The organism is Spirochaeta dissipatitropha (assembly GCF_054657935.1).
Map to the genome: position 1 here is coordinate 239,856 of NZ_BAAHXT010000002.1, position 19,307 is coordinate 259,162.

A 19,307-nucleotide genomic window follows, 5' to 3' on the forward strand; every position below is an offset into this window, starting at 1 on the left:
AGGAGTTATCCCGTGAGAAAAATACTGTGTTTGTTGTGCGGCATCATCGCCTGTATCCTGTTGTTCACATCCGCCGGAAGATCGGAGCCTAACAATTCGCAATCCGATATCCCGGCTGAGGATCAGGCGGATGCTCAGTCCGAGGCGCCGCTCTCCAACCTCAGCTTTCCAATTCTTCTTGTCGATGGGCTTTCGCGCCGCAGTGATGTGGATCTGATTGCCACTTTTGCTGAGGAACGGGAACATTTGAGCGAACTTGGTGCTGATGCATTTATCAGCAGCCGGGATGCTTTTGGCTCAATTCAAAGCAATGCTGCCCTTCTTGCTCAGGACATTGATCGAATTCTGTCAGAGACCGGTAGCAGCAAGGTATATATTATCGCCCACTCCAAGGGAGGTCTGGATTCTCGGTATCTCATAAGCAAGCTTGAATATGGAGACAGGGTAGCCGCACTGGCAACGATCGCCACCCCTCATCGCGGGACCTGGATTGCAGATACCATAGCTGAAAATGTCGGCAATGCAGAAGAACTTGTAGCTAGAGTGGTAGACTGGTTTGCCCGTTTTATCGGAGATTCTTCTCCGGATTCAGAGATGGCTGCAGACCAGTTGACCCGGCAATATATGGCGGAATTTAATGAAGAAGTACTGGATCATCCATCCGTACGGTATGTAAGTTATGCTTCTTCAATCACCGAGGAATATCCAAATCCTCTCTGGGCAAGAGTTGCATTGGCTTTTTCAGAGGAAGAAGGGGCAAATGATGGTCTTGTTTCGGTTTCCTCAGCGCAATGGGGCGATTTCAGGGGAATTGTCAATGAAATATACGGGTATGAACAGGTAAGCCACCAGGATGTTGTCGGAATGAACGATTTCTGGAACAACATGGGCTTTCCGTATCTTGAATTTATTGTGGATGTTGTTCTGGAGCTCGAAGAGGGCTATACTTCCCGATAACTATGGATACTTTACTTCTCATATTTGCCTCAATGGCCGTTTTTGGACTCGGGGTTACTCTGGTCGATATGTTCGGACTTCTGGGTGACGACAGCAACGACAGCGACGGTAGTGATGTCCTTGACTCCGACTCCGACTCCTTCGATGGAGATTCACTGGACGTAGATTCATCTGATAGTGAATCCCCCATGGAGACCGATGAATTGTTGGACGGCAGCAGCAGGCATCAATCTTCTTCTGTGTTGGCTTCGGATGAGAAAATGCCTGCAAACCGGAGTTTCTTTAGATTTGTAAGCAGATCTCTCTCCTTGCTGCGGAATCTGGTGTATTTCTGTCTGGGAGCAGGACCTACCGGCGTCTTCGGGATTCTTACAGGCTATGGACTCCTGGAAGTTCTCGCCTGGAGCGGCGGGGCAGGAGCTGGAATTCTACTGGCTGCCAGGTTTATTCGATCACTTGCGAGGCGTGATCTCGATTCCACTATCAGCATAAATGAATATTTATTCGATGAGGCGGTAATAACAGTACCAGTCCTTCCCGGTCAGATCGGGAAAGGCACTGTGCGTCGGTATGAGCGTGAGGTGGAGCTGTATATGCGCTCCCGGGATTCTGGTGAGACATTGCGGCGGGGAGACCATGCAAGAATCATCGAAATACTTGATGAGATCTGCACAGTTGAAAAACTGCCTGTTCAATAAATACCGCTGCATAAAAATCAGGAGGAGGAGAAATGCTCGAGTTAATCGATTTCAGTCCCGCATTATTCTACGGGGCTCTTGGAGGAGTTGTATTCTTTGCACTTCTCGCGGTGCTGAAGGCTACAATACGGGTTGCGAGCCCGGACAAAATTCTTGTAGTTACCGGCAGGAAGACAAAACATCATGGTCGGGAGTTCGGTTTTTCGGTTGAGCGCGGCCGGACCATGATTGTGCCGTATTTTCAGTCCATGGGACAGCTGGATCTGGGGGTGTTCCCTATATCTGTCCGTGTTGAAGGTGTAAACAGTGCGAATGGAATTACTGTTGGAGCGGATGCAACGGCATGTGTATGTATCGACGACGACGATGATGCAATGCTTTACAGCGCTGTCGAGAGGCTGATGGGGAAACGTAACGATCAGATTCATGATCAGGTTCAGCAGACCCTGGTAGGTAACTTCCGCGGTGCTTTGAACAAGGCTACCCCATTGCAGGCCATTGGTATGGAGGATGTTGTAGAGAGTGATTCGGACTCAGATTCGGAAGAAAATATCGAGCGGGCGCAATTCCGTGCAGAACTGCTGGAGGACATCAACTCCGATTTACGGTCTTTCGGAATGCGCGTTGTCTCTGTTTCCCTGCAGAAAATCTGGGATACATCAAACTATATCGCTAACCTGGCCCAGAAGACCCTGGCAGAAAAGCGCCGGCAGGTTGAGATAGAGGAAGCACGGCTCTATGCAATTGCCGAGCAGGCAGAGAGCGATGCCAAACGGATTATAGAGGTCTCTAGATCCAAGGCCGATGAAGCGATTATTGCTGCCCGTCAGGATCTTGAAATGTACCGACGGGAAGCCGCCGGACTTATTGAGGAGGCTACGCTTCAGGCCGATCAAGCTATCTCCGAGGCTAAAAATGCCGGGGAATCCATGGTGCAGGCTGAGTTGATATCACTGCAGAAACTGAAGAATGTCTCTGCGGTTACCTTGAAGGCAGAAGCTGAAGAAGAGGCTGCCAGGATAATTGCTGATGGAGAGCAGAAATCCGTATCGGTACGCCGGGGAGCCAGAAACGAGGTCCTGGCTGATAAAACACAGATTATCGGTGAGTATGGTGACGACGCTGCAAGTGTTATTTTTCTCCAGCATAAACTGCCGGATGTATATGCTGCCTACAAAGAGGCGACAGAGAACAGCAGTGTAGACAGTCTGGTAGTGATGAACGATGAGGAGGGATTCTCCGGCGCTGTAAACCGGGGACCACGGGCTTTTGCTGATTTTCTGAATACCTTTGCCGATACATTCGGAATTCGGGTCCGGGATTTTGCTATGCCTGAGAAAGGAGCTGTCAAATGATTTATTTCGTAATTGGACTCGGTGGGTTTGCTGTCGGAGCTGTGCTCCTGCAGCTGATCACAAACATGAAGATAGTTGGTGGTAATGAGCTAGGTGTGGTTTCCGGTTCCGGGGGAAAGAAAGGTTTCAGAACATTTTCCGGTGGGCGTGCATTTATAATCACGTTGCTTCAGAAATTCAGCAAGTTTGATCTGACTCCGGTCACTATCGAGGTTGTTGTTGATTCAGCGATCGCGGCAGGCATAGTACCCTTGAATGTCAAAGCTACGGTATCGTTTGCTATCGCCGCCAACGAAGCTGGTAGAAGTCATGCCGTTACCAGAATTCTCAGTCTTGCAAGAAACCGCGAGAATCTTCAGCGGGTTGCTAATGACATCATTGAAGGTCACCTCAGGGATTCTATTGCCAGCATGACCCCGGAGCAGGTCATGAAGGACAAGGATACTCTCGTAGCCAAAATGATCAATGTCTGTAAGCTGGATCTTGAGAATATCGGGCTTGAAATTACAACCATGAATATAGCGGATGTGGATGATCACCGCCTCCCGGGGGTTGAAGAGCCAGATCTGTATATGGCATTGCTCAAGCGGGTTCAATCCGCAAATGCTGAAACAAAGGCTCGGCAGGCTCAGGCTGAAGCACGCGCTTCAGCAGCAGAGCAATCCCATGAGCGGAGGGCTGAAACAGAGGTTCAGAATCTCAAGAATGAACTCGAGCGTCTGAAGGCTGACGTCAGGGTAAAACTTGCGGAGCAGCATCAGCGGCGGAAGGTTGGCATCGAGCAGGAGAGTGCAAATGCAAGAGCTCGTGTTTCCGGAATCCGGGGAGAAATTGAAGCTGAAAAACAGAATATCGAGATGCTTCGAAACCGTTACAAGGCAGAAATAATAACTCCGGCAGAAGCCGAAGCAGACAGGCTGCTGCTTGCTGCAAAGACCGGGATGGCCGCCTGGAAGGCCATTGCCAAAGCCGAACATTCGGAACTCAAGCAGACGCTCAAGACACTTAAAAGCGCCGGAGATGATGCACGCCGTGCATGGATAATCGACAACTTCGATGGCTTGTTCAAGCCGTTTGCTGGAACCCTGGGCAGTTATCCCTCACGTCACGTATCCGTTGTGACTGGTGCCATGGGTGACCATGCTCCGATTTCTGCTATTCATCCCAACGCCGTAACTGCGGCACGAAATGATATGCTTGCGGCAGCCTTTGATTCTGTAAAGCCCGCCGACAAAAAAGCAGAGAGATGATATAATATGGAGCAGGAGGATATCATGAAAGAGAGACCTCAAGCTGTCGTTCTTTTTGCAGACGGGTTTGAAGAAGTCGAGGCTGTAACGCCTGTTGATTTTCTGCGTCGCGCTGGTATTGTTACCCATATGGTCGGCATTCAGGACAGAGATGTCGTCGGTTCACATGGTATACGCATTACTACCGATTATACGCTGGATGAACTGGACACCACTCCGGAGGTGATTATTGTGCCGGGAGGACCGGGAGTAGTAAATCTTGCTTCTGATCCTGCGGTCTGCAGTCTGCTTGAACAGCAGTTTTCATCCGGGCGCTATATCGCTGCCATTTGTGCTGCACCGGCAAAAGTTCTGGGTCCGCTCGGCCTGCTGGTAAATCGCCGCTATACCTGTTATCCCGGTCTTGAGGAAAATCTGAAGGAAGGAGAATTCTCAACGGATCGGGTAGTTGTTGACGGCAATCTTATAAGCAGTAGAGCCGCAGGCAGCTCAGCGGAATTCAGCCGGGAAATAATCCGGATTCTGGCAGGTGATGAAGCGGCCGATGGGGTTCACTCATCTACTCTGCAACCCTGATATAAAAAAGTCTGTCTGAAACATAGTTCAGACAGACTTTTCTGATTTGTAGTATACTGATATGCAGTATACGATATAATCCTGCTCGGATTATTTCCAGGGTCTGGTCAGAATCCTGTCCAGACCATTCCACTTTTTCAGATCCTTCGGCAGCTTCGCCTTCCTGTCAGCATTAATATAGGCAGGATCCTGGAAACGATAGGTGTACTCTGTGTGCTCCGCATACGTATTGTTGATCAGGGCATAGGTATCTTCAGTCATTACCAGTTCTTCGTCTGTTGGTATTACAAAAATCTTGACTGCTGAGTCTGGAGCGCTGATCTCGGTTTCGGCATTTTTTGTCATAGACGCGAAGTTCCGTTCACGATCTATTTTAATACCCATTGATTCCAGGCCTTCCAGTGCCTTCTGGCGGATAATAGGGCCTCGTTCTCCGACGCCTGCAGTAAAGACAATTGCATCTGTTTTACCGAGGGCAGCGGCATAGGATCCTATGTACTTGCGGATACGGTATGCTTCCATATCGATTGCAAGCTGAGCCCGTTCATCGCCTTCTTCGGCAGCAATTTCGATATCGCGTCGATCAACATATTTTTCTGTTATTCCGAGCACGCCGCTCTGTTTGTTCAGGGCTGACTCGACTTCTTTTGAGGTCATACCGGTTTCATTGATCATATAGAAAGTGATTGCTGGATCATGATCCCCGCTGCGGGTGCCCATAATCAAGCCCTCAAGAGGAGTCATGCCCATGCTTGTATCAATGGATACCCCGTTCTTTACGGCACATATTGAGGAGCCATTCCCGATGTGTGCAATAATGGCATTGGTTTCGAAGGGGTCTTTCTCCAGCAGTACCGCAGCACGCTTGGCAGTATAGAGAAATGATGTGCCATGAAATCCATAGCGCCGCACTCCGTGTTCACTGTACCAGTTGTGAGGTAATGCATAGAGGTAAGCCTGTTCGGGCATGGTCTGATGCCAGGCCGTGTCCATTACAGCTGCATGCGGCACATCCGGGAGAACCCGACGGGCTGCTTCGATACCGGTGATATTTGCCGGATTATGCAATGGAGCAAGATGTGAGAGTTCACGGAATGCCTGAATAATCTCATCGTTTACCAGGACAGACCTGTTGAAGCGCTCACCGCCATGTACGACACGGTGCCCTACCGCCTTGATCTCATTGATCGATTCGATTGCTCCGAATTCTGCATCGGTCAGGGCTTCAAGAATCAGCTCGATAGCCTCCGCATGAGTCGGACAGTCACGTTCTTTTACCATTTCCGGTTTTCCCGCGCTGGCATGCTCGATTTTAGATCCCGGCTGGGTTACTCGTTCTACGATTCCGGAAGCTACTACCTTACCCTCTGTCCAGTTGTATAGCTGGTACTTAAGGGAAGAGCTTCCACAGTTTAAAGTCAAAATTTCCATTCCTGTACTGTACAGGAAAGCGATTGGCCGATGCAAGCAAGCTGGGGGTGTCAATACAGTCAGGAATTTGGAAAAAAATGATTTTTTCCTTGCGAATGCAGCTTATACCCCCTATAATCGAGTTAGTAACGCGCATTAAGGAGGAGAATTACCGAATGAGTGTGATGACAATTAACGGTGGTCCAGTGCTGACTTTTTTATCGAAGCCAGCAGTAAGAGTGATAACCTCAATTCTGATAATAGCTGTTCTCATAGCTGTTTTCGGGTTAAGTGTTGATTTCATGCGGCAGCAGGATGCCCCGCGTGCAATGCTTGCAACGGTTGCATTGCTGGTAGGGGTGCTCGGTATCTGGGCCGTATATTTATCGTTTGATAATCTTATCGATACCTTTCCGACAAGGATCAGGGATTTTATCAGACCGTATCTTTTTATGGGCCCTGCGGCAGTGGCTCTTTCGGTCTATTTACTTTATCCAGGGGTGAAGACAATATATGTGAGCTTCTTCACGTACCGGCGTGGTCAGGGTGGGCCCACACCCGGAACCTTCGGATTTCAGAATTATGCTACCTTGTTCTCGGACCGGAATATATTGATAGCCTTCCGGAACAATCTTCTCTGGCTGATTCTTGTGCCGCTTTTTGCGGTTTCAATCGGTCTGATTGTTGCCGTGCTTGTAGACAGAATTAAATGGGAAAAGTTTGCCAAATCCCTGATTTTCCTGCCAATGGCTATTTCTTTCGTCGGTGCCAGTATTATCTGGAGGTTCATATATTACAGGGCTCCTTATGGCGAACAGATTGGGTTGCTGAATGCATTGAGGGTCAATTTATTCGGTATGGAACCGGTAGGGTTCCTGGCAATGCAGCCATGGAATAACCTTTTTCTTATCGTGATCATGATCTGGCTGCAGACAGGATTTGCTATGGTTATTCTGTCCTCGGCGGTCAAAGGTGTGCCAAGTTCGCTAATGGAGGCTGCCAGAATTGATGGTGCTGGGGAATTCAGGATTTTCTTTCAGGTAATAATTCCATATATTTCAGGAACCATCCTGACGGTAACTACTACCATAACCATACTGGTCCTTAAGGTTTTCGATATTGTATTTGTAATGACCAGTGGTAATTTTGATACAAACGTAATTGCGAATGTCATGTATCAGCAGATGTTTGTCCAGGGCAACTTCGGCCGTGGAAGTGCTGCAGCAGTTCTTCTGTTCGTGGCAGTTCTTCCGGTTATGATCTACAACATGCGCAGTCTGGAAAGCAGGAGGTAATTTATGTCTGATGCTATATTCAAGGTTGAAACAGCCGCACATTCCAAGGCGTATAAGTTGCGTAAGCGAAAAGAACTTGGTAACAAGCTGCTCGTGAATTTAACCGTTACTGTAATTGTTACAATATGGACCATTCCTACGCTCGGTATTCTCGTCAGTTCTTTCAGACCCAGAAACATGATGGTTTCTTCTGGCTGGTGGACTGCTCTGGTGAACCCCTTTTTGAGTGGTCAGTGGACGATTGACAATTATATCAGTGTTCTTGTGGGGAGAGGCATGGGAAATGCCTTTATGAACAGCCTTCTCGTTACTATTCCGGCTACGGTTATCCCTATTACCATTGCAGCCTTCGCTGCATATGCTGTTGCCTGGATGGAATTCCCCGGAAGGAAGCTGTTCTTTACCATACTTGTCGGTCTTATGGTTGTGCCACTTCAGATGAGTCTTCTGCCCTTGTTCACCCTGTATCAGCAGGCAGGGCTTAATGGAACTTTTCTCGGTATTTGGCTGGCTCATACCGGTTTCGGTTTGCCATTGGCAACCTACCTGCTCTATGGCTATATTGCCGGACTGCCGCGTGACCTGATCGAGGCGGCCAGAGTCGACGGGGCTGATCCCATGCTTACGTTTACCAGGCTTGTACTGCCACTTTCCACACCTGCAATAGCTTCTTTTGCAATCTTCCAGTTCCTCTGGGTCTGGAATGACCTGCTGGTAGCTCTGGTATTTCTGGGAACGCGGGCGGATGTGGCAATTGTTACTACCAATCTGTCGGAAATGGTTGGTTCGAGGGGACAGGACTGGCATCTACTTACTGCAGGTGCTTTCATATCAATGACCGTACCTCTGGTGGTATTTTTCAGTTTGCAGAGATACTTCGTTCGCGGTATGATGGCAGGGTCTGTGAAGGGCTGATATCCGACGGACAATTAGCGTATCTGATTGGAGTAGGTAGTGAAGCCAAAACGAGTTTCAGCAGAAGATGTAGGAAGAAGAGCCGGGGTGTCACGTACGACTGTTTCATTTGTGCTGAATAATACACCTGGTAAAAGTATTGCTGAAGAAACCCGCCAGCGGGTGCTGCGGGCAGCCGCTGAGTTGGGGTATACTCCGAACGAGGCTGCCCGCAGGCTGGCTCTTACCAGGGACAGGTCAATCGGTCTTTACATCTGCCACTCCAAGTCGGTATTCTCCGACGCCTTTATTATTCGTCTGATTGAGGGTATGACTCAGACCGTCAATCGGAACAGGGTCAGATTGCTTATTCATCAGCTTCCACTGATTGGGAGCGACTACCTTCAGTTAGCCCGTGAGGATGATGTGTCAGGGGTATTGTTACTGAATACCCATGCTGAAGATGCAGAGCTTCGCCGAATCGTTGAAAGCGGATTTCCTGCTGCGGTACTGGATGTTCACCAGACTCTGCAGGTTGACCAGGTAGCAACAGATAATAAAGGTGGTGCCAAAGAGGTGGTAGAGCACCTTTTAAATCTGGGACACAAACGCATTGCAATGATTACACATGCCAAACTGGAGTTCACTGCTTCTCGTTTACGGTATCAAGGCTATCGTGAGGCTTTGTCAGAAGCCGGTATTGAATATGATGACAATCTCGTGCAGATAGGTGACTTTACTGAAGAGAGTGGGTATGCTTGTGCTGTTCGGTTGATTGCACTTGAAAACCGACCTACGGCAATCTTTGCCGGGAATGATGTGATTGCATACGGTGTGCTCAGCGCATTTCGTGACAACGAAATTACCGTACCGGATCAGATATCGGTAGTAGGCTTCGATGATGACTTTCTCTCACGCTATCTGAATCCTCCGCTCACCACAATGGCTTTGCCGGCAGGCGGGATGGGCGGAACAGCAGTAGATCTATTGCTGGAGCGTATGGACAGAGACCCATCAGAAGGTGATGCTGTCCGGACAATCATATTACCTTCCCATCTTGTAATCCGGGAGAGCACAGCTCCTCCAGGTGGGAACTGAAAATCCTGATAACGTGAGGAGCGCAGTGTGTCGCATTCTGAACACCCTTATGAGCTAGATGGATGGAGAATTACTGAAACAGAATTCCATCCAGAAAAAGTCGCTGCGGACGAGACTGTATTTGCCCTTGCAAATGGTCATATAGGTATCCGGGGAACCTTCGAGGAACAACGCTGTATCTATCATAATGGGACCTATATCAATGGTTTCTATGAAACCGAGCCTATTGTGTACGGTGAAAGTGCATACGGTTTTCCCAAACTGAAACAGCAAATGCTCAACATTACTGACGGTAATATTATTGAGCTGTATGTGGATGAGGATCCTCTGGATCTGTCTACCGGCACGGTACACGAATACCGTCGAAGTCTCGATATGCGTTCAGGGATCAGCACCCGGCATGTCCGCTGGGAAAGTCCGGGCGGAAAAATTATCAACCTCAATGTACGCAGACTTGTCTCCTTTCGCCGCAAGCATGTTGCCGCCATAGACTGGGAATGTATTCCGGAAAATGAATCAGCGGTTCTCACCATAATGAGCAAACTGGAAGGGAAGCAGCGGGCAGTCAGCTCAGCGGATGATCCTCGTGTTGCGCATTCACTTTCACGCAATGCTCTCATTCCGAAAGGGAAGAAGATTGATGATCTTGAAGGCTCAATGCAGCACATAACAAGAAATACCGGCTTGGGATTACTGGTGACAATGCGGAATATTTTGAGGACCAAGGCGGAATACTCAGCTGAAGCTCATACATATCCTCAGGAAATTGTGCATAGCTACAGAGTCGAAGCAGAACCAGGCCAGATCGTTCATCTCGATAAGATCTATACCTACCATACAAGTATGGATAAACGCAGTCCTGATCTGAACCGCCCTGCAAAACGCGTGAGAAACGAGGCATACAGTCTCGGCTTTGAGGGTCTGGCCAAAGAGCAGCGTGATTATCTCCAGGATTTCTGGAAGCATACGGATGTAGAAATCCAGGGTGACATAGCTCTTCAGCAAAGCCTGCGTTTCAACATGTTTCATCTGCTGCAGGCGGCCGGACAGGATGGCTTTACCAATATTGGAGCCAAGGGACTGACAGGTGAGGGGTATGAAGGCCACTATTTCTGGGATACCGAGATCTATGCCCTTCCGTTTTTTACCTATACCAAAAGAGATATAGCCAGAAAACTGCTTGAATTCCGTATTCATACACTCGATCAGGCTCGGGCACGTGCCAGGGAACTGCATCATAAAGGTGCTCTGTATCCCTGGCGGACTATAAACGGGAATGAAGCATCAGCGTATTTTCCCGCCGGCACAGCCCAGTATCATATCAATGCAGATATTGTCTTTGCGATGAAGAAATATGTTCTGGCAACTGGTGATGAGAATCTGCTACTGCAGGGAGGCGCTGAAGTTGTAATTGAAACTGCACGTTTCTGGTATGATCTTGGCGATTTCATACCATCAAAAGGCTTCTGCATTAACGAAGTGACCGGTCCAAATGAGTACACAACACTCGTAAATAATAATGTATTTACCAATATGATGGCACGACAGAATCTTCAGTATGCGGTAGAACTGGAGAAGTGGTTGTCAAGTGAACACCCGGCTCTTTATGATGATATTGTTGACAGACTGATTTTGCATCCGAGGGAATCAGTCAATTGGGCGAAAGCTGCAAAATCGATGTACATCCCCTATGATGAAAAGAAGTCCTTGTATCCTCAGGATGAAAACTTCTTCGACAAGGCAGTATGGGATTTTAAAAATACACCAAAAAGCAATTATCCACTGCTGCTTTACTATCATCCACTGACGATATATCGCTACCAGGTGCTGAAGCAGCCGGATCTTGTGCTTGCACTCTTTCTGCAGGGACAGCACTTCAGCCCCGAAGAGAAAAGACTGAATTTTGATTACTATGATCCTCTTACTACCGGTGATTCAAGTCTGTCGGCCTGTGTGCAGAGTATAGTAGCAGCTGAGGTCGGAAATACTGAAAAGGCATATCATTATTTTATGAAGACTGTTCGTATGGATCTCGACGATGTGAATGGCAATGTGAAAGATGGAGTACATACGGCGGCGATGGCAGGTTCATGGCTTTCAATGATTTATGGCTTCATTGGACTGCGTGATTATGAAGGCTTACTGAGTTTTAATCCGCATCTCCCGGATGCATGGGAGTCGATCAGGACAAATCTGCAGTACAGAGGTTCTTCTCTGGCAATTGAGTTGAACCGTAAAGGACTTCAGCTTTCATGGAATGGTGCTGAAGAAATAAAGATTGAGGTCAGGGGCGCTGAGTATTCTCTGGAAGCCCGAAGCAGCATATCTGTCGGAATTATGTGAGGAATTCCTGGAATCTGACTTTTTCTGATTGAACATACCTTTCGATGACAAGTTCTGCTGTATAGCTGAATGTGAGAAGTATATTTGGATACCTTGTTATTCTGCTGGGACTTGGAGTTCCGGCAGAAGCTGCTCAATTGTATAGCAAGTTTCATTCTGATACCGGCTCGTTTCACCGCCTTAAAATAGACTCGGAGCTGCAACTTGTGCGTCTGGATTTCAGTTATCAGGAAGACGCTCATCTGGAGGCTTTAGGATTACGGCGGGACTTCAGTTCTGGTGTACGGTTGGCAATCGGTCCGATCGGTGGCCTGTCCTGGCTCTATAGACCATCAGTGCCTGCTTTTTCTTCCTTGTTATCGGATGCTGGCAGAATTCATGCAATCAGGGATCTCTCCTTTTCCAGCGGTAATACTGTATCAGAAGCATATGCTGCTGCAGTTTTCAATGTCCTTCATCTTATTATTAATAGTGGTATTTCTGTGAATATGGATGAATTCCGGAATGTATCATCACATGTATCCGTGTGTCATCCAGGCGGACTGAGCGCTGTACTGGCAGCTGATCGGGGTCTGGTTATTCCACCGTCTCTGGCAACGGCATCATTTATACTTCCGGGGGAAATACCCGCAGCTGGCACAGGACACAACCTTCATGGAATTCTCAGGTATTCCAGCAGCAATCTGATTTTATCTGCAGGGCTGTTTACAGCAGTCCTGCCTATGACAGGAAGGCGGAATGGCACCTGGGGATTCCTGCATTACAGCTTGAGTAATTACAGTTTTGCTGCTTCTCTCGGCTATGATCAGGGAGCTTACAGCAGACATACGGGGACCTTTCGTCCCTTGAGGATTCCCTTCCGGATTCAGTTGAAGAATGATAATAAAGAGCATATGGTCTTACTGCGGCTTTCGGCAGAACTCGATGATTGCAGCTGGAAAATCAGAGTCCAGCAGAAGATTCCTGTTTTCTCTGAAAGTTTGTGGCTGCAGGCTTTCGTGGAGCTGGATTCACTCGCAGAAACAGTAGTCGAAGGACAGCTGCAGTTCCAGCATAAGCTGAAGCACGGTTTAGTCGATCTGCTTGTATTCGGAAGTTTACAGCCTGGTGACTTCAGATCCCGGCAGGGCCTACGTGCTGTCCTGCGATATGGACTCTTCGGGCTGGAGTATGCACTCAGGCTGGAAAGCAGCATACCTGGTCTCGAGCAGCAACTTCGGCTTCATTTTCAGACAGCTTCTGTTCTGGTTCATACCGAAATCATGTGGAATTCCTTGAGAAGAGGGATAAGTCACGAAATGGGGATTCGCGCAGGAGAAGGCTAATTCCAATCGCCAATGAACTGGACTTCAGGATCCAGGCGCAGTCCGGTTGCTTCCTGAACTGTTTTCTGAACCTCGTCAATCAATTTCTTCATATCAGCTGCCGTTGCATCTCCCTTATTAATGAATATGTTCCCATGATATGGCGCAATCTGGGCCCCTCCAATGCTTTTTCCCCGTAGGTTGAGCTCGTCAATTATCTGTCCGCTTGGTTTTCCGAAATCATAGTTGTTCTTGAACGTGGATCCTGCTGAAGGATGCCGAAAATGTCCCTTTGTGTTTCTGTCTTCATAATGGCCTTTCATACGTTTGCGGATATTCTCCGGGTCCTCTTCTGTAAGATGGAATTCGGCTGCCAGTATCACAACACCTGATTTCTGGAATGGAGACAGCTTGTAGTCCCAGTCACCTTCATGAAAATGGTAGGTATGTATTCCTTCTGAACTGGATATACAGCGTACCGTTTTTAGTATGCCTGAAATTTCCGATCCATAACAACGTGCATTCATCCAGACAGCACCCCCGATGCTTCCCGGCATGCCATAGAGGAAGTCGAGACCGGCAAGACCCTCATCGGCACAGAGCTCGGCTGCCCTGGATACATCCATACCAGCACCGATTTCCAGACTGATATATTCGCGTTTCCTTGTAATAGTGAAATTCTGTAGTTTGCTGCTGAGGATGGTCAGACCCCTGATTCCCTTGTCGCTGACCAGAATATTAGCGCCGGCGCCAAGGACCAGCCAGGGAATTTTTTTACCGGCGGCCCAGTTTATTAATGACGACAACTGTTCTTCGGTCTCCGGAATTGCAAGCAGATCAGCAGGACCGCCGATTCTGAAACTTGTGTAATCTTTCATTTCTGCATCTATCAGGATTGATCCTGACTCTTTCGGGATATACAGATCTGATAGTTGAGAATAATATATCGTGTCCACTGGGTTATCATAGTCATTTTTTGTTGATTATGGTAGGCTTGCGAACATAAACTTGCTTGAAAGGACCTGTAACCGGCGACGGTGCGACTTGTTTAATATGCAGAAAGAAGAGAGAAACGGAATCCCGGAATTCCAGGATGTGTACAGGCATGTGTTTCCCATTATCTATCGTGTAGTTCTGCGTATTGTGAACAGCGAGGATATTGCTGAGGAGCTGGTGCAGGAAGCCTTTATAAAATATCACCAGCATCGCGAGAAGCTTCCTGATATTGCCCAATCGAAATACTGGCTTATCCGGGTATCAAAGAATATGGCTCTGAATTATCAAAAGCGGAAGGGGCGTGAGTACAAGGCCTATGAAAAGGCTTTTTACGAACCGAAGCGGGTGCAGGAGACGGGTGAGACCGAACTGCTTCGCCAGGATTCCGCGGCGCAGGTTCAGGCCGTACTGCAGCAACTGCCCGAAAAACTTCGGACGGTACTGATATTGAAGGAGTATGGCGATTTGTCCTATAGAGAAATCGGTGCGATAATGGGTATTCGTGAAGGAAATGTAAAGGTTCGTGTGTTCCGTGCCCGCGAACGTATTGCGAAATTGATGGAGGAAGACGATGTCTACATCCCGTGATATGGAATTACTGTCTGCCCATCTTGACGGCGAAGTGCCTGAACCCTGGCGAAGCCGAATGGATAGATTTATTGCATCCAGTGCTGAACGGCAGGCAGGTTTCGAGCGGCTTAAATCAGTGAAGACGAAACTGCATTCGGAATCGCCGATTGATTATCAGGGTGCTCAGGATCGTGTCTGGAATCAGCTCCAGCAGCGTATTACCCCCGCCAAACCGCGTATACTTACTTCGGCTCACTGGTGGGAAAAAGCCGTTTCTGTCCCTCTTCCGGCGGCTGCCGCAGTGGTAATCACAGTATTTGCATTCGGTGTATTTGCCTTTCGAGGTCCGGGACGTCCTGACCCCGGTTATGACCTTGCGCGCAGCTCGGAACTTTTTTCGGGTTCACCGGTTTCCTTCGACTCAGGGGGATTGAATTCTCCGAATTTCAGGCCTGTAATGGATAATCAGATCGGATCGGATCTTCAGTTGAGGGTTCAGGTTGACTCCATTGCTCAATTGCTGGAAATATTAGCTGCACAAAATGTCGTCAGAGATATAACCATAAATCTTCCACAGGAATCACAGTTCAGTATATATGGTGAGCCAGCCCTCATGCGGGCATCTGATGTGAACTCACGGGGTGTCAGGTGAAATCTGTTCTTCTCCTATTCAGCTTGATGGTGTCTATACCCAATATTGTCCTGTCAGAGACAAACGATATTCCTCCCGTTCCGGAGGGTAGTGTCCAGACTGGAGAGCACCTGGATTTATTGAGTGATTCAGGATATGAATTCGATATTATTGCTCGTCTTATTAATCAGGAAAGTGAAGCAATCTGGGACATGGAAATATCAAGGCAAACTATTTCCGGTAGAGCAATTTCCATTCGGCTTGAAGGCGAAAGTATTGTGATTCTTGCCCAGTTTACGCCCTATGAACTTAAAGAGGATACAGTCTTTCTGGTTGCCCAGGGGCAGACCTGGCTTTCTGTGGATGAAGATGAAGGCGTCAGATACCGGACAGCCTTCAAAAGTCTGGAGCTTGTGCTCGATGAGTCCTTGTTGTTTTTTCCTCTTGGCTATAAATTTGCTGAGGAAAGTGGTGACGGTATGAATCTTGAAATAGAGATAAAATTCAGCTCCATCATTTTTGCAGCTGAGAACGAGTAATTTACTGAAAAGGACTTCAAACAACATGCTTCAACGACGACAGGTGCTGCTTCTTGCTGCACTGGCTGTACTGATTACTGTAATTATTCTATTTGCCAGATTCATGCAGCCTATAGTAGAGATTGACTCCATCAGCCCGACCAGGGGTTCTTCCGGTGAGATAGTCGTTGTACTCGGTCAGGGGTTTTCCGGTAGCAGTACCCGAATACGCATCGGCGATCGCATTGTTCCACGGGCAAATATCAGGGAATGGGCGGATAGCAGAATAAGATTCCTGGTGCCTGGTCCTGCGTACTCCGGCCTTGTCACGGTTGAAGTTGATGGACTCATCAGTAATCCGGTACTGTTTACAAATACAGATGGATTACCACAATCTGCAGCCGGCAGTTCATCTGTACATGCATACGAGCCCTTTGTTTTTTCCGTCTCACCCAATGTCGTACCTCCCGGCCGCGAAGTAACCATTTCCGGGCGTGATTTCGGGGTAACCCGAACCCTGGGCAGTATTGTGTTACAGCCTGATGAGGGGCGAGGTGATGAACTGCAGGATTTCCCGGAGCGTTATATTGTACCTGAATCCCATATTATTTTATGGACTAATGACACGATTCGTTTCTATTCACCAAACGGAATTATTGCTGATCAATTGTATATTGAAACCAGGGAGGGCAGGAGTGATGCTCTTCGTTTTGAATTACAGGATACTGTCGGCACATACCAATACCGCAATCCCTATGAAATTGCCGCTGGTTTCGTGTTTGATGTGGAGGTTGCATCTGAAGATTCTGAAACTGAAGCATCATTGATATCCGGTGTAGGTAATGAAGTAGTTTTATGGTTGCCGGCAGTACCTGAAAGACCGGAGCAGCGTTCGGTGGATAATTTGAGGCTTTATCCGGAACCCAGATATTTCGGCAGCAATGCTATGAAGTTTGTATTCTCGGATCAGGATATTATTCCGAGGTTATCAATGAACGATCGAACCGAGCTGATCAGGATTCACACCGCATTAACAAGGTATTCAGTTGAAACCACTTTGCTACCCGACCGGGTTGTTGCAGCTTATCAAGCGGATCATCCACTATATCGTGATTTCCTTGGCAGTAGTCCTGGAATAGAAGTTAATCAGGAGACCCGGAACAGAGCCTTGAGTCTTGGGGGGAGAGGAAGCAATCCCCTTGTCATAGCCAGAAATCTCTTCGCTGCTGTGCGCAATGAATTGAGCATATCAGGCGATGATACTGTTGATTCAGCTGAGTACGCCCGGCAGCTTACAAGCCTGCTGCGCAGCAGAGATATACCTGCCCGAATTGTCACCGGTATTCTGTTCCCGCCGGAAACAGACAGTACGTTCTATCACCATTGGGTAGAGTGGTATGTTCTGGATTTCGGCTGGCTTCCCATGGACCCATATGTAGCTGATGCTGTTGCCTCCGGGCTTGATTGGGTACAAGGTTTTCCTGAGGATCCACTTTACTATCGTGAAAACCTGGATCCATACAGGTTAACACTGCATCATGCCGGAATTCTTCCACCCAGGAATGACAGATACAGTCATCAGCGGGATATACATGGGAATCCGGTTCCTTTTATGGAACTTGCCTATGGTCATCTTGAAAATCTTACAATGGACATCTACTGGAATGATCCCATGCGAATTTTTGCCGGGCATCATAATCAATAATGTAGAGGAAATTGCACTTAATTCTGCAATTTCCTCCTCGCATCAGTGTATCGTACTAAACCAGATTTTCAGTTTCAATTGCGTGCTGGATTTTTTCGATTTGATTTCGATTTGATTCGACCCCTGTCTGAAATTCCTTCAGCATGTTTGATGAATCATTCGTGTTGTCTGCTATCTGCCGGCAAAGCTCACTGCAGTCTGCCATTCCTGCTTTGTTATCCTCATAGAGATCATGAAACCTGCTACTTGTATTTTTGCTGGTCTGAAGAGCGGAATTGATAGTATTCAGGACCTTTGCTGCTTTGTCAGCAGTTTTTAAGGCTCTGGTGAAATTATGTGATGCTTTATCAGAGTAGAAGCCTGCTTCACGTACGTTATTAATGATCTTATGGATCAGGCTGTACATTGTATCTGTATTTTCAGAAGTATAATCAGCAAGTTGACGGATTTCGGATGCTACGGTTTCGAAACCTTTATTGCTTTCTCCTCCATGAGCACTTTCTATATATGCATTCAAGGACAGCTGTCTTGTCTGCTCACTGATCGAGTGAATACTGTTCAGTATTTCCATGACATTTGCTATGTCCTGTTCAATGCTCGTTATATAATCATTTTCTTCAATAACCAGTGATTCACTGCTCTGCAGATCGTCAACGAGTCCGGAGCATAGAGTGGTTATCCTTGTCTGTTCTTCCAGCAGTTGATGTAGTTTCCGGGCAGAAGAGTCAAGCTGTTCTGAGTTATCACTCATGAAGGAAGCTCTGGTGTCAGTTTGCTCTATAAGCCTTCTGGATTTCAGCTGAAGCACTCCCGAGGCATCTTCAGCAGATTTCAATAGTATTCTGTTCGCACTGAGATCCTTCAGATAGCTGTTGCTCAGTTTCTCCAGATGACCCGCCGATTCATTGTATGTATTTTTCAGATCCTCGATTTCTATGTTCAAGGCCTCGACCGTGTCCAGGCTTTGTCTGTTTTCGTAGGCTTTCTGTCTGAAAATATTCAGTTTCTTACTGATTTTCAGAATGAACATATCCAGTTCATCAAGCTTACCCTGTGGAAGGGTTAGGCTTTTCGGCTGCTGTACACAGCTGCTTAAATCAGTGTATACACGGCGTATACGGCTTCTGGTTTTTCTGGATGCATACACAATGAATAGAAATCCGGAAATAGTACCAGATAGAAGTATCAACAAGGCTGTGATTGTCAGAATCGTTTGATATTTTTCTCCCCTCGAAACAGCCTCGTTTTCGATATCCCTGAGAGTGGAAAACAAGGCCCTGCCGTTTTCTACAGATGAATGATTGTCAAATTCTTGTATGAACATATCCAGTCTTTGTTCCTGGCTGCTGGAAGGGGATGCAGTCCACACCTTTCCTGCAAGATCTATAGCCTGGTCCCGGAGTATGCCTGCGTCCTGTTCAGACATCTGGATTCCCTGCTGTCGGGTTATTTGATTGAGTGTATAGCGCCTGACAGCCGATCCTGCATCGTGCGCCATGGCTGTTTTTTGACGATACAGACTGTCTGTTATAGCTGAAGCGGCCAGAAGAGTTGCAGCAGCCAGAAATGAGACTGTAAAGAGAATCTGGATCCAGGTAATTTTTCGGCTGATATACATGATATACAGTGTAGAAGTATTTGCACCAGCCTGCAACATATAAACAGTAATACCCCTGCCGATTGACAGCCGTTTTTATTTTTCATATC

General features: G+C 47.6%; 17 protein-coding genes. 14 read left to right on the top strand and 3 right to left on the bottom strand.

Features of this window, described 5'->3' with window-relative positions; translation table 11 throughout:
* Positions 1-12 precede the first annotated feature (12 nt).
* The 5 genes from ACYQ2L_RS02965 to ACYQ2L_RS02985 are packed head-to-tail and all read left to right on the top strand — an operon-like array spanning position 13 to position 4,836.
* On the top strand, positions 13-957 hold the full coding sequence (locus tag ACYQ2L_RS02965; RefSeq protein ID WP_460050878.1) for an esterase/lipase family protein: 945 nt from the start codon (positions 13-15) through the stop codon (positions 955-957).
* Between the two features lie 2 nt (positions 958-959).
* Positions 960-1,655: a hypothetical protein gene (locus tag ACYQ2L_RS02970; protein WP_460050880.1), complete on the top strand. Its 696-nt coding sequence runs from the start codon at positions 960-962 to the stop codon at positions 1,653-1,655.
* A gap of 32 nt (positions 1,656-1,687) precedes the next feature.
* Positions 1,688-3,010, top strand: a complete 1,323-nt coding sequence (locus ACYQ2L_RS02975; protein WP_460050882.1) for an SPFH domain-containing protein — start codon at positions 1,688-1,690, stop codon at positions 3,008-3,010.
* On the top strand, positions 3,007-4,260 hold the full coding sequence (locus tag ACYQ2L_RS02980; protein ID WP_460050884.1) for an SPFH domain-containing protein: 1,254 nt from the start codon (positions 3,007-3,009) through the stop codon (positions 4,258-4,260). The genes ACYQ2L_RS02975 and ACYQ2L_RS02980 overlap by 4 nt, the downstream gene beginning before the upstream one ends.
* Positions 4,261-4,284: 24 nt before the next feature.
* The gene (locus tag ACYQ2L_RS02985; protein WP_460050886.1) at positions 4,285-4,836 is read left to right on the top strand and encodes a DJ-1 family glyoxalase III; all 552 of its coding nucleotides are present in this window, start codon (positions 4,285-4,287) and stop codon (positions 4,834-4,836) included.
* A gap of 90 nt (positions 4,837-4,926) precedes the next feature.
* On the opposite strand, the gene ACYQ2L_RS02990 is transcribed toward ACYQ2L_RS02985, so the two are convergent.
* Positions 4,927-6,267 carry an acetate kinase gene (locus ACYQ2L_RS02990; RefSeq protein WP_460050888.1) on the bottom strand — a complete coding sequence of 447 codons (1,341 nt, stop codon included), beginning with the start codon at positions 6,265-6,267 and terminating at the stop codon, positions 4,927-4,929.
* A 155-nt stretch (positions 6,268-6,422) separates the two neighbouring features.
* On the opposite strand from ACYQ2L_RS02990, the gene ACYQ2L_RS02995 reads away from it, so the two are divergent.
* The 5 genes from ACYQ2L_RS02995 (at position 6,423) to ACYQ2L_RS03015 (ending at position 13,201) form a co-directional block, all read left to right on the top strand.
* On the top strand, positions 6,423-7,541 hold the full coding sequence (locus ACYQ2L_RS02995; RefSeq protein ID WP_460050890.1) for a carbohydrate ABC transporter permease: 1,119 nt from the start codon (positions 6,423-6,425) through the stop codon (positions 7,539-7,541).
* Positions 7,542-7,544: 3 nt separating this feature from the next.
* On the top strand, positions 7,545-8,456 hold the full coding sequence (locus ACYQ2L_RS03000) for a carbohydrate ABC transporter permease (RefSeq protein WP_460050892.1): 912 nt from the start codon (positions 7,545-7,547) through the stop codon (positions 8,454-8,456).
* Between the two features lie 39 nt (positions 8,457-8,495).
* Positions 8,496-9,533, top strand: coding sequence for a LacI family DNA-binding transcriptional regulator (locus ACYQ2L_RS03005; protein ID WP_460050894.1), 1,038 nt, complete (start codon positions 8,496-8,498; stop codon positions 9,531-9,533).
* A 27-nt stretch (positions 9,534-9,560) separates the two neighbouring features.
* Positions 9,561-11,876: a glycoside hydrolase family 65 protein gene (locus tag ACYQ2L_RS03010; protein WP_460050896.1), complete on the top strand. Its 2,316-nt coding sequence runs from the start codon at positions 9,561-9,563 to the stop codon at positions 11,874-11,876.
* Between the two features lie 71 nt (positions 11,877-11,947).
* Positions 11,948-13,201: a hypothetical protein gene (locus tag ACYQ2L_RS03015; RefSeq protein ID WP_460050898.1), complete on the top strand. Its 1,254-nt coding sequence runs from the start codon at positions 11,948-11,950 to the stop codon at positions 13,199-13,201.
* Here ACYQ2L_RS03015 and murB read toward each other — a convergent pair.
* Complete coding sequence (gene murB / locus ACYQ2L_RS03020) at positions 13,198-14,136, bottom strand: UDP-N-acetylmuramate dehydrogenase (RefSeq protein WP_460050900.1); 939 nt, start codon at positions 14,134-14,136, stop codon at positions 13,198-13,200. The two genes, ACYQ2L_RS03015 and murB, sit on opposite strands and share 4 nt — an antisense overlap.
* 97 nt (positions 14,137-14,233) lie before the next feature.
* Here murB and ACYQ2L_RS03025 point away from each other — a divergent pair, with 97 nt between their 5' ends.
* From ACYQ2L_RS03025 to ACYQ2L_RS03040, 4 genes are read left to right on the top strand one after another with little or no spacing between them, the layout of a single operon-like run.
* Positions 14,234-14,764: an RNA polymerase sigma factor gene (locus tag ACYQ2L_RS03025; protein WP_460050902.1), complete on the top strand. Its 531-nt coding sequence runs from the start codon at positions 14,234-14,236 to the stop codon at positions 14,762-14,764.
* Positions 14,748-15,398 (top strand): anti-sigma factor family protein, encoded by a 651-nt coding sequence (locus ACYQ2L_RS03030; RefSeq protein WP_460050904.1) that lies wholly within the window; start codon positions 14,748-14,750, stop codon positions 15,396-15,398. The genes ACYQ2L_RS03025 and ACYQ2L_RS03030 overlap by 17 nt, the downstream gene beginning before the upstream one ends.
* Complete coding sequence (locus ACYQ2L_RS03035; protein WP_460050906.1) at positions 15,395-15,916, top strand: hypothetical protein; 522 nt, start codon at positions 15,395-15,397, stop codon at positions 15,914-15,916. The genes ACYQ2L_RS03030 and ACYQ2L_RS03035 overlap by 4 nt, the downstream gene beginning before the upstream one ends.
* Positions 15,917-15,941: 25 nt before the next feature.
* Positions 15,942-17,600, top strand: coding sequence for an IPT/TIG domain-containing protein (locus ACYQ2L_RS03040; RefSeq protein ID WP_460050908.1), 1,659 nt, complete (start codon positions 15,942-15,944; stop codon positions 17,598-17,600).
* Positions 17,601-17,655: 55 nt separating this feature from the next.
* On the opposite strand, the gene ACYQ2L_RS03045 is transcribed toward ACYQ2L_RS03040, so the two are convergent.
* A complete protein-coding gene (locus tag ACYQ2L_RS03045) occupies positions 17,656-19,218 on the bottom strand; it encodes a methyl-accepting chemotaxis protein (protein ID WP_460050911.1) in 1,563 nt (520 codons plus the stop codon).
* Between the last annotated feature and the right edge of the window lie 89 nt (positions 19,219-19,307).

Excerpts from the sequence above, each read along its gene's own strand:
- ACYQ2L_RS02970 (WP_460050880.1), top strand. The coding sequence starts at position 960 with ATGGATACTTTACTTCTCATATTTGCCTCAATGGCCGTTTTTGGACTC.
- ACYQ2L_RS02975 (WP_460050882.1), top strand. The coding sequence starts at position 1,688 with ATGCTCGAGTTAATCGATTTCAGTCCCGCATTATTCTACGGGGCTCTT.
- ACYQ2L_RS02980 (WP_460050884.1), top strand. The coding sequence starts at position 3,007 with ATGATTTATTTCGTAATTGGACTCGGTGGGTTTGCTGTCGGAGCTGTG.
- ACYQ2L_RS02985 (WP_460050886.1), top strand. The coding sequence starts at position 4,285 with ATGAAAGAGAGACCTCAAGCTGTCGTTCTTTTTGCAGACGGGTTTGAA.
- ACYQ2L_RS02990 (WP_460050888.1), bottom strand. The coding sequence starts at position 6,267 with ATGGAAATTTTGACTTTAAACTGTGGAAGCTCTTCCCTTAAGTACCAG.
- ACYQ2L_RS02995 (WP_460050890.1), top strand. The coding sequence starts at position 6,423 with ATGAGTGTGATGACAATTAACGGTGGTCCAGTGCTGACTTTTTTATCG.
- ACYQ2L_RS03000 (WP_460050892.1), top strand. The coding sequence starts at position 7,545 with ATGTCTGATGCTATATTCAAGGTTGAAACAGCCGCACATTCCAAGGCG.
- ACYQ2L_RS03025 (WP_460050902.1), top strand. The coding sequence starts at position 14,234 with ATGCAGAAAGAAGAGAGAAACGGAATCCCGGAATTCCAGGATGTGTAC.
- ACYQ2L_RS03030 (WP_460050904.1), top strand. The coding sequence starts at position 14,748 with ATGTCTACATCCCGTGATATGGAATTACTGTCTGCCCATCTTGACGGC.
- ACYQ2L_RS03040 (WP_460050908.1), top strand. The coding sequence starts at position 15,942 with ATGCTTCAACGACGACAGGTGCTGCTTCTTGCTGCACTGGCTGTACTG.
- ACYQ2L_RS03045 (WP_460050911.1), bottom strand. The coding sequence starts at position 19,218 with ATGTATATCAGCCGAAAAATTACCTGGATCCAGATTCTCTTTACAGTC.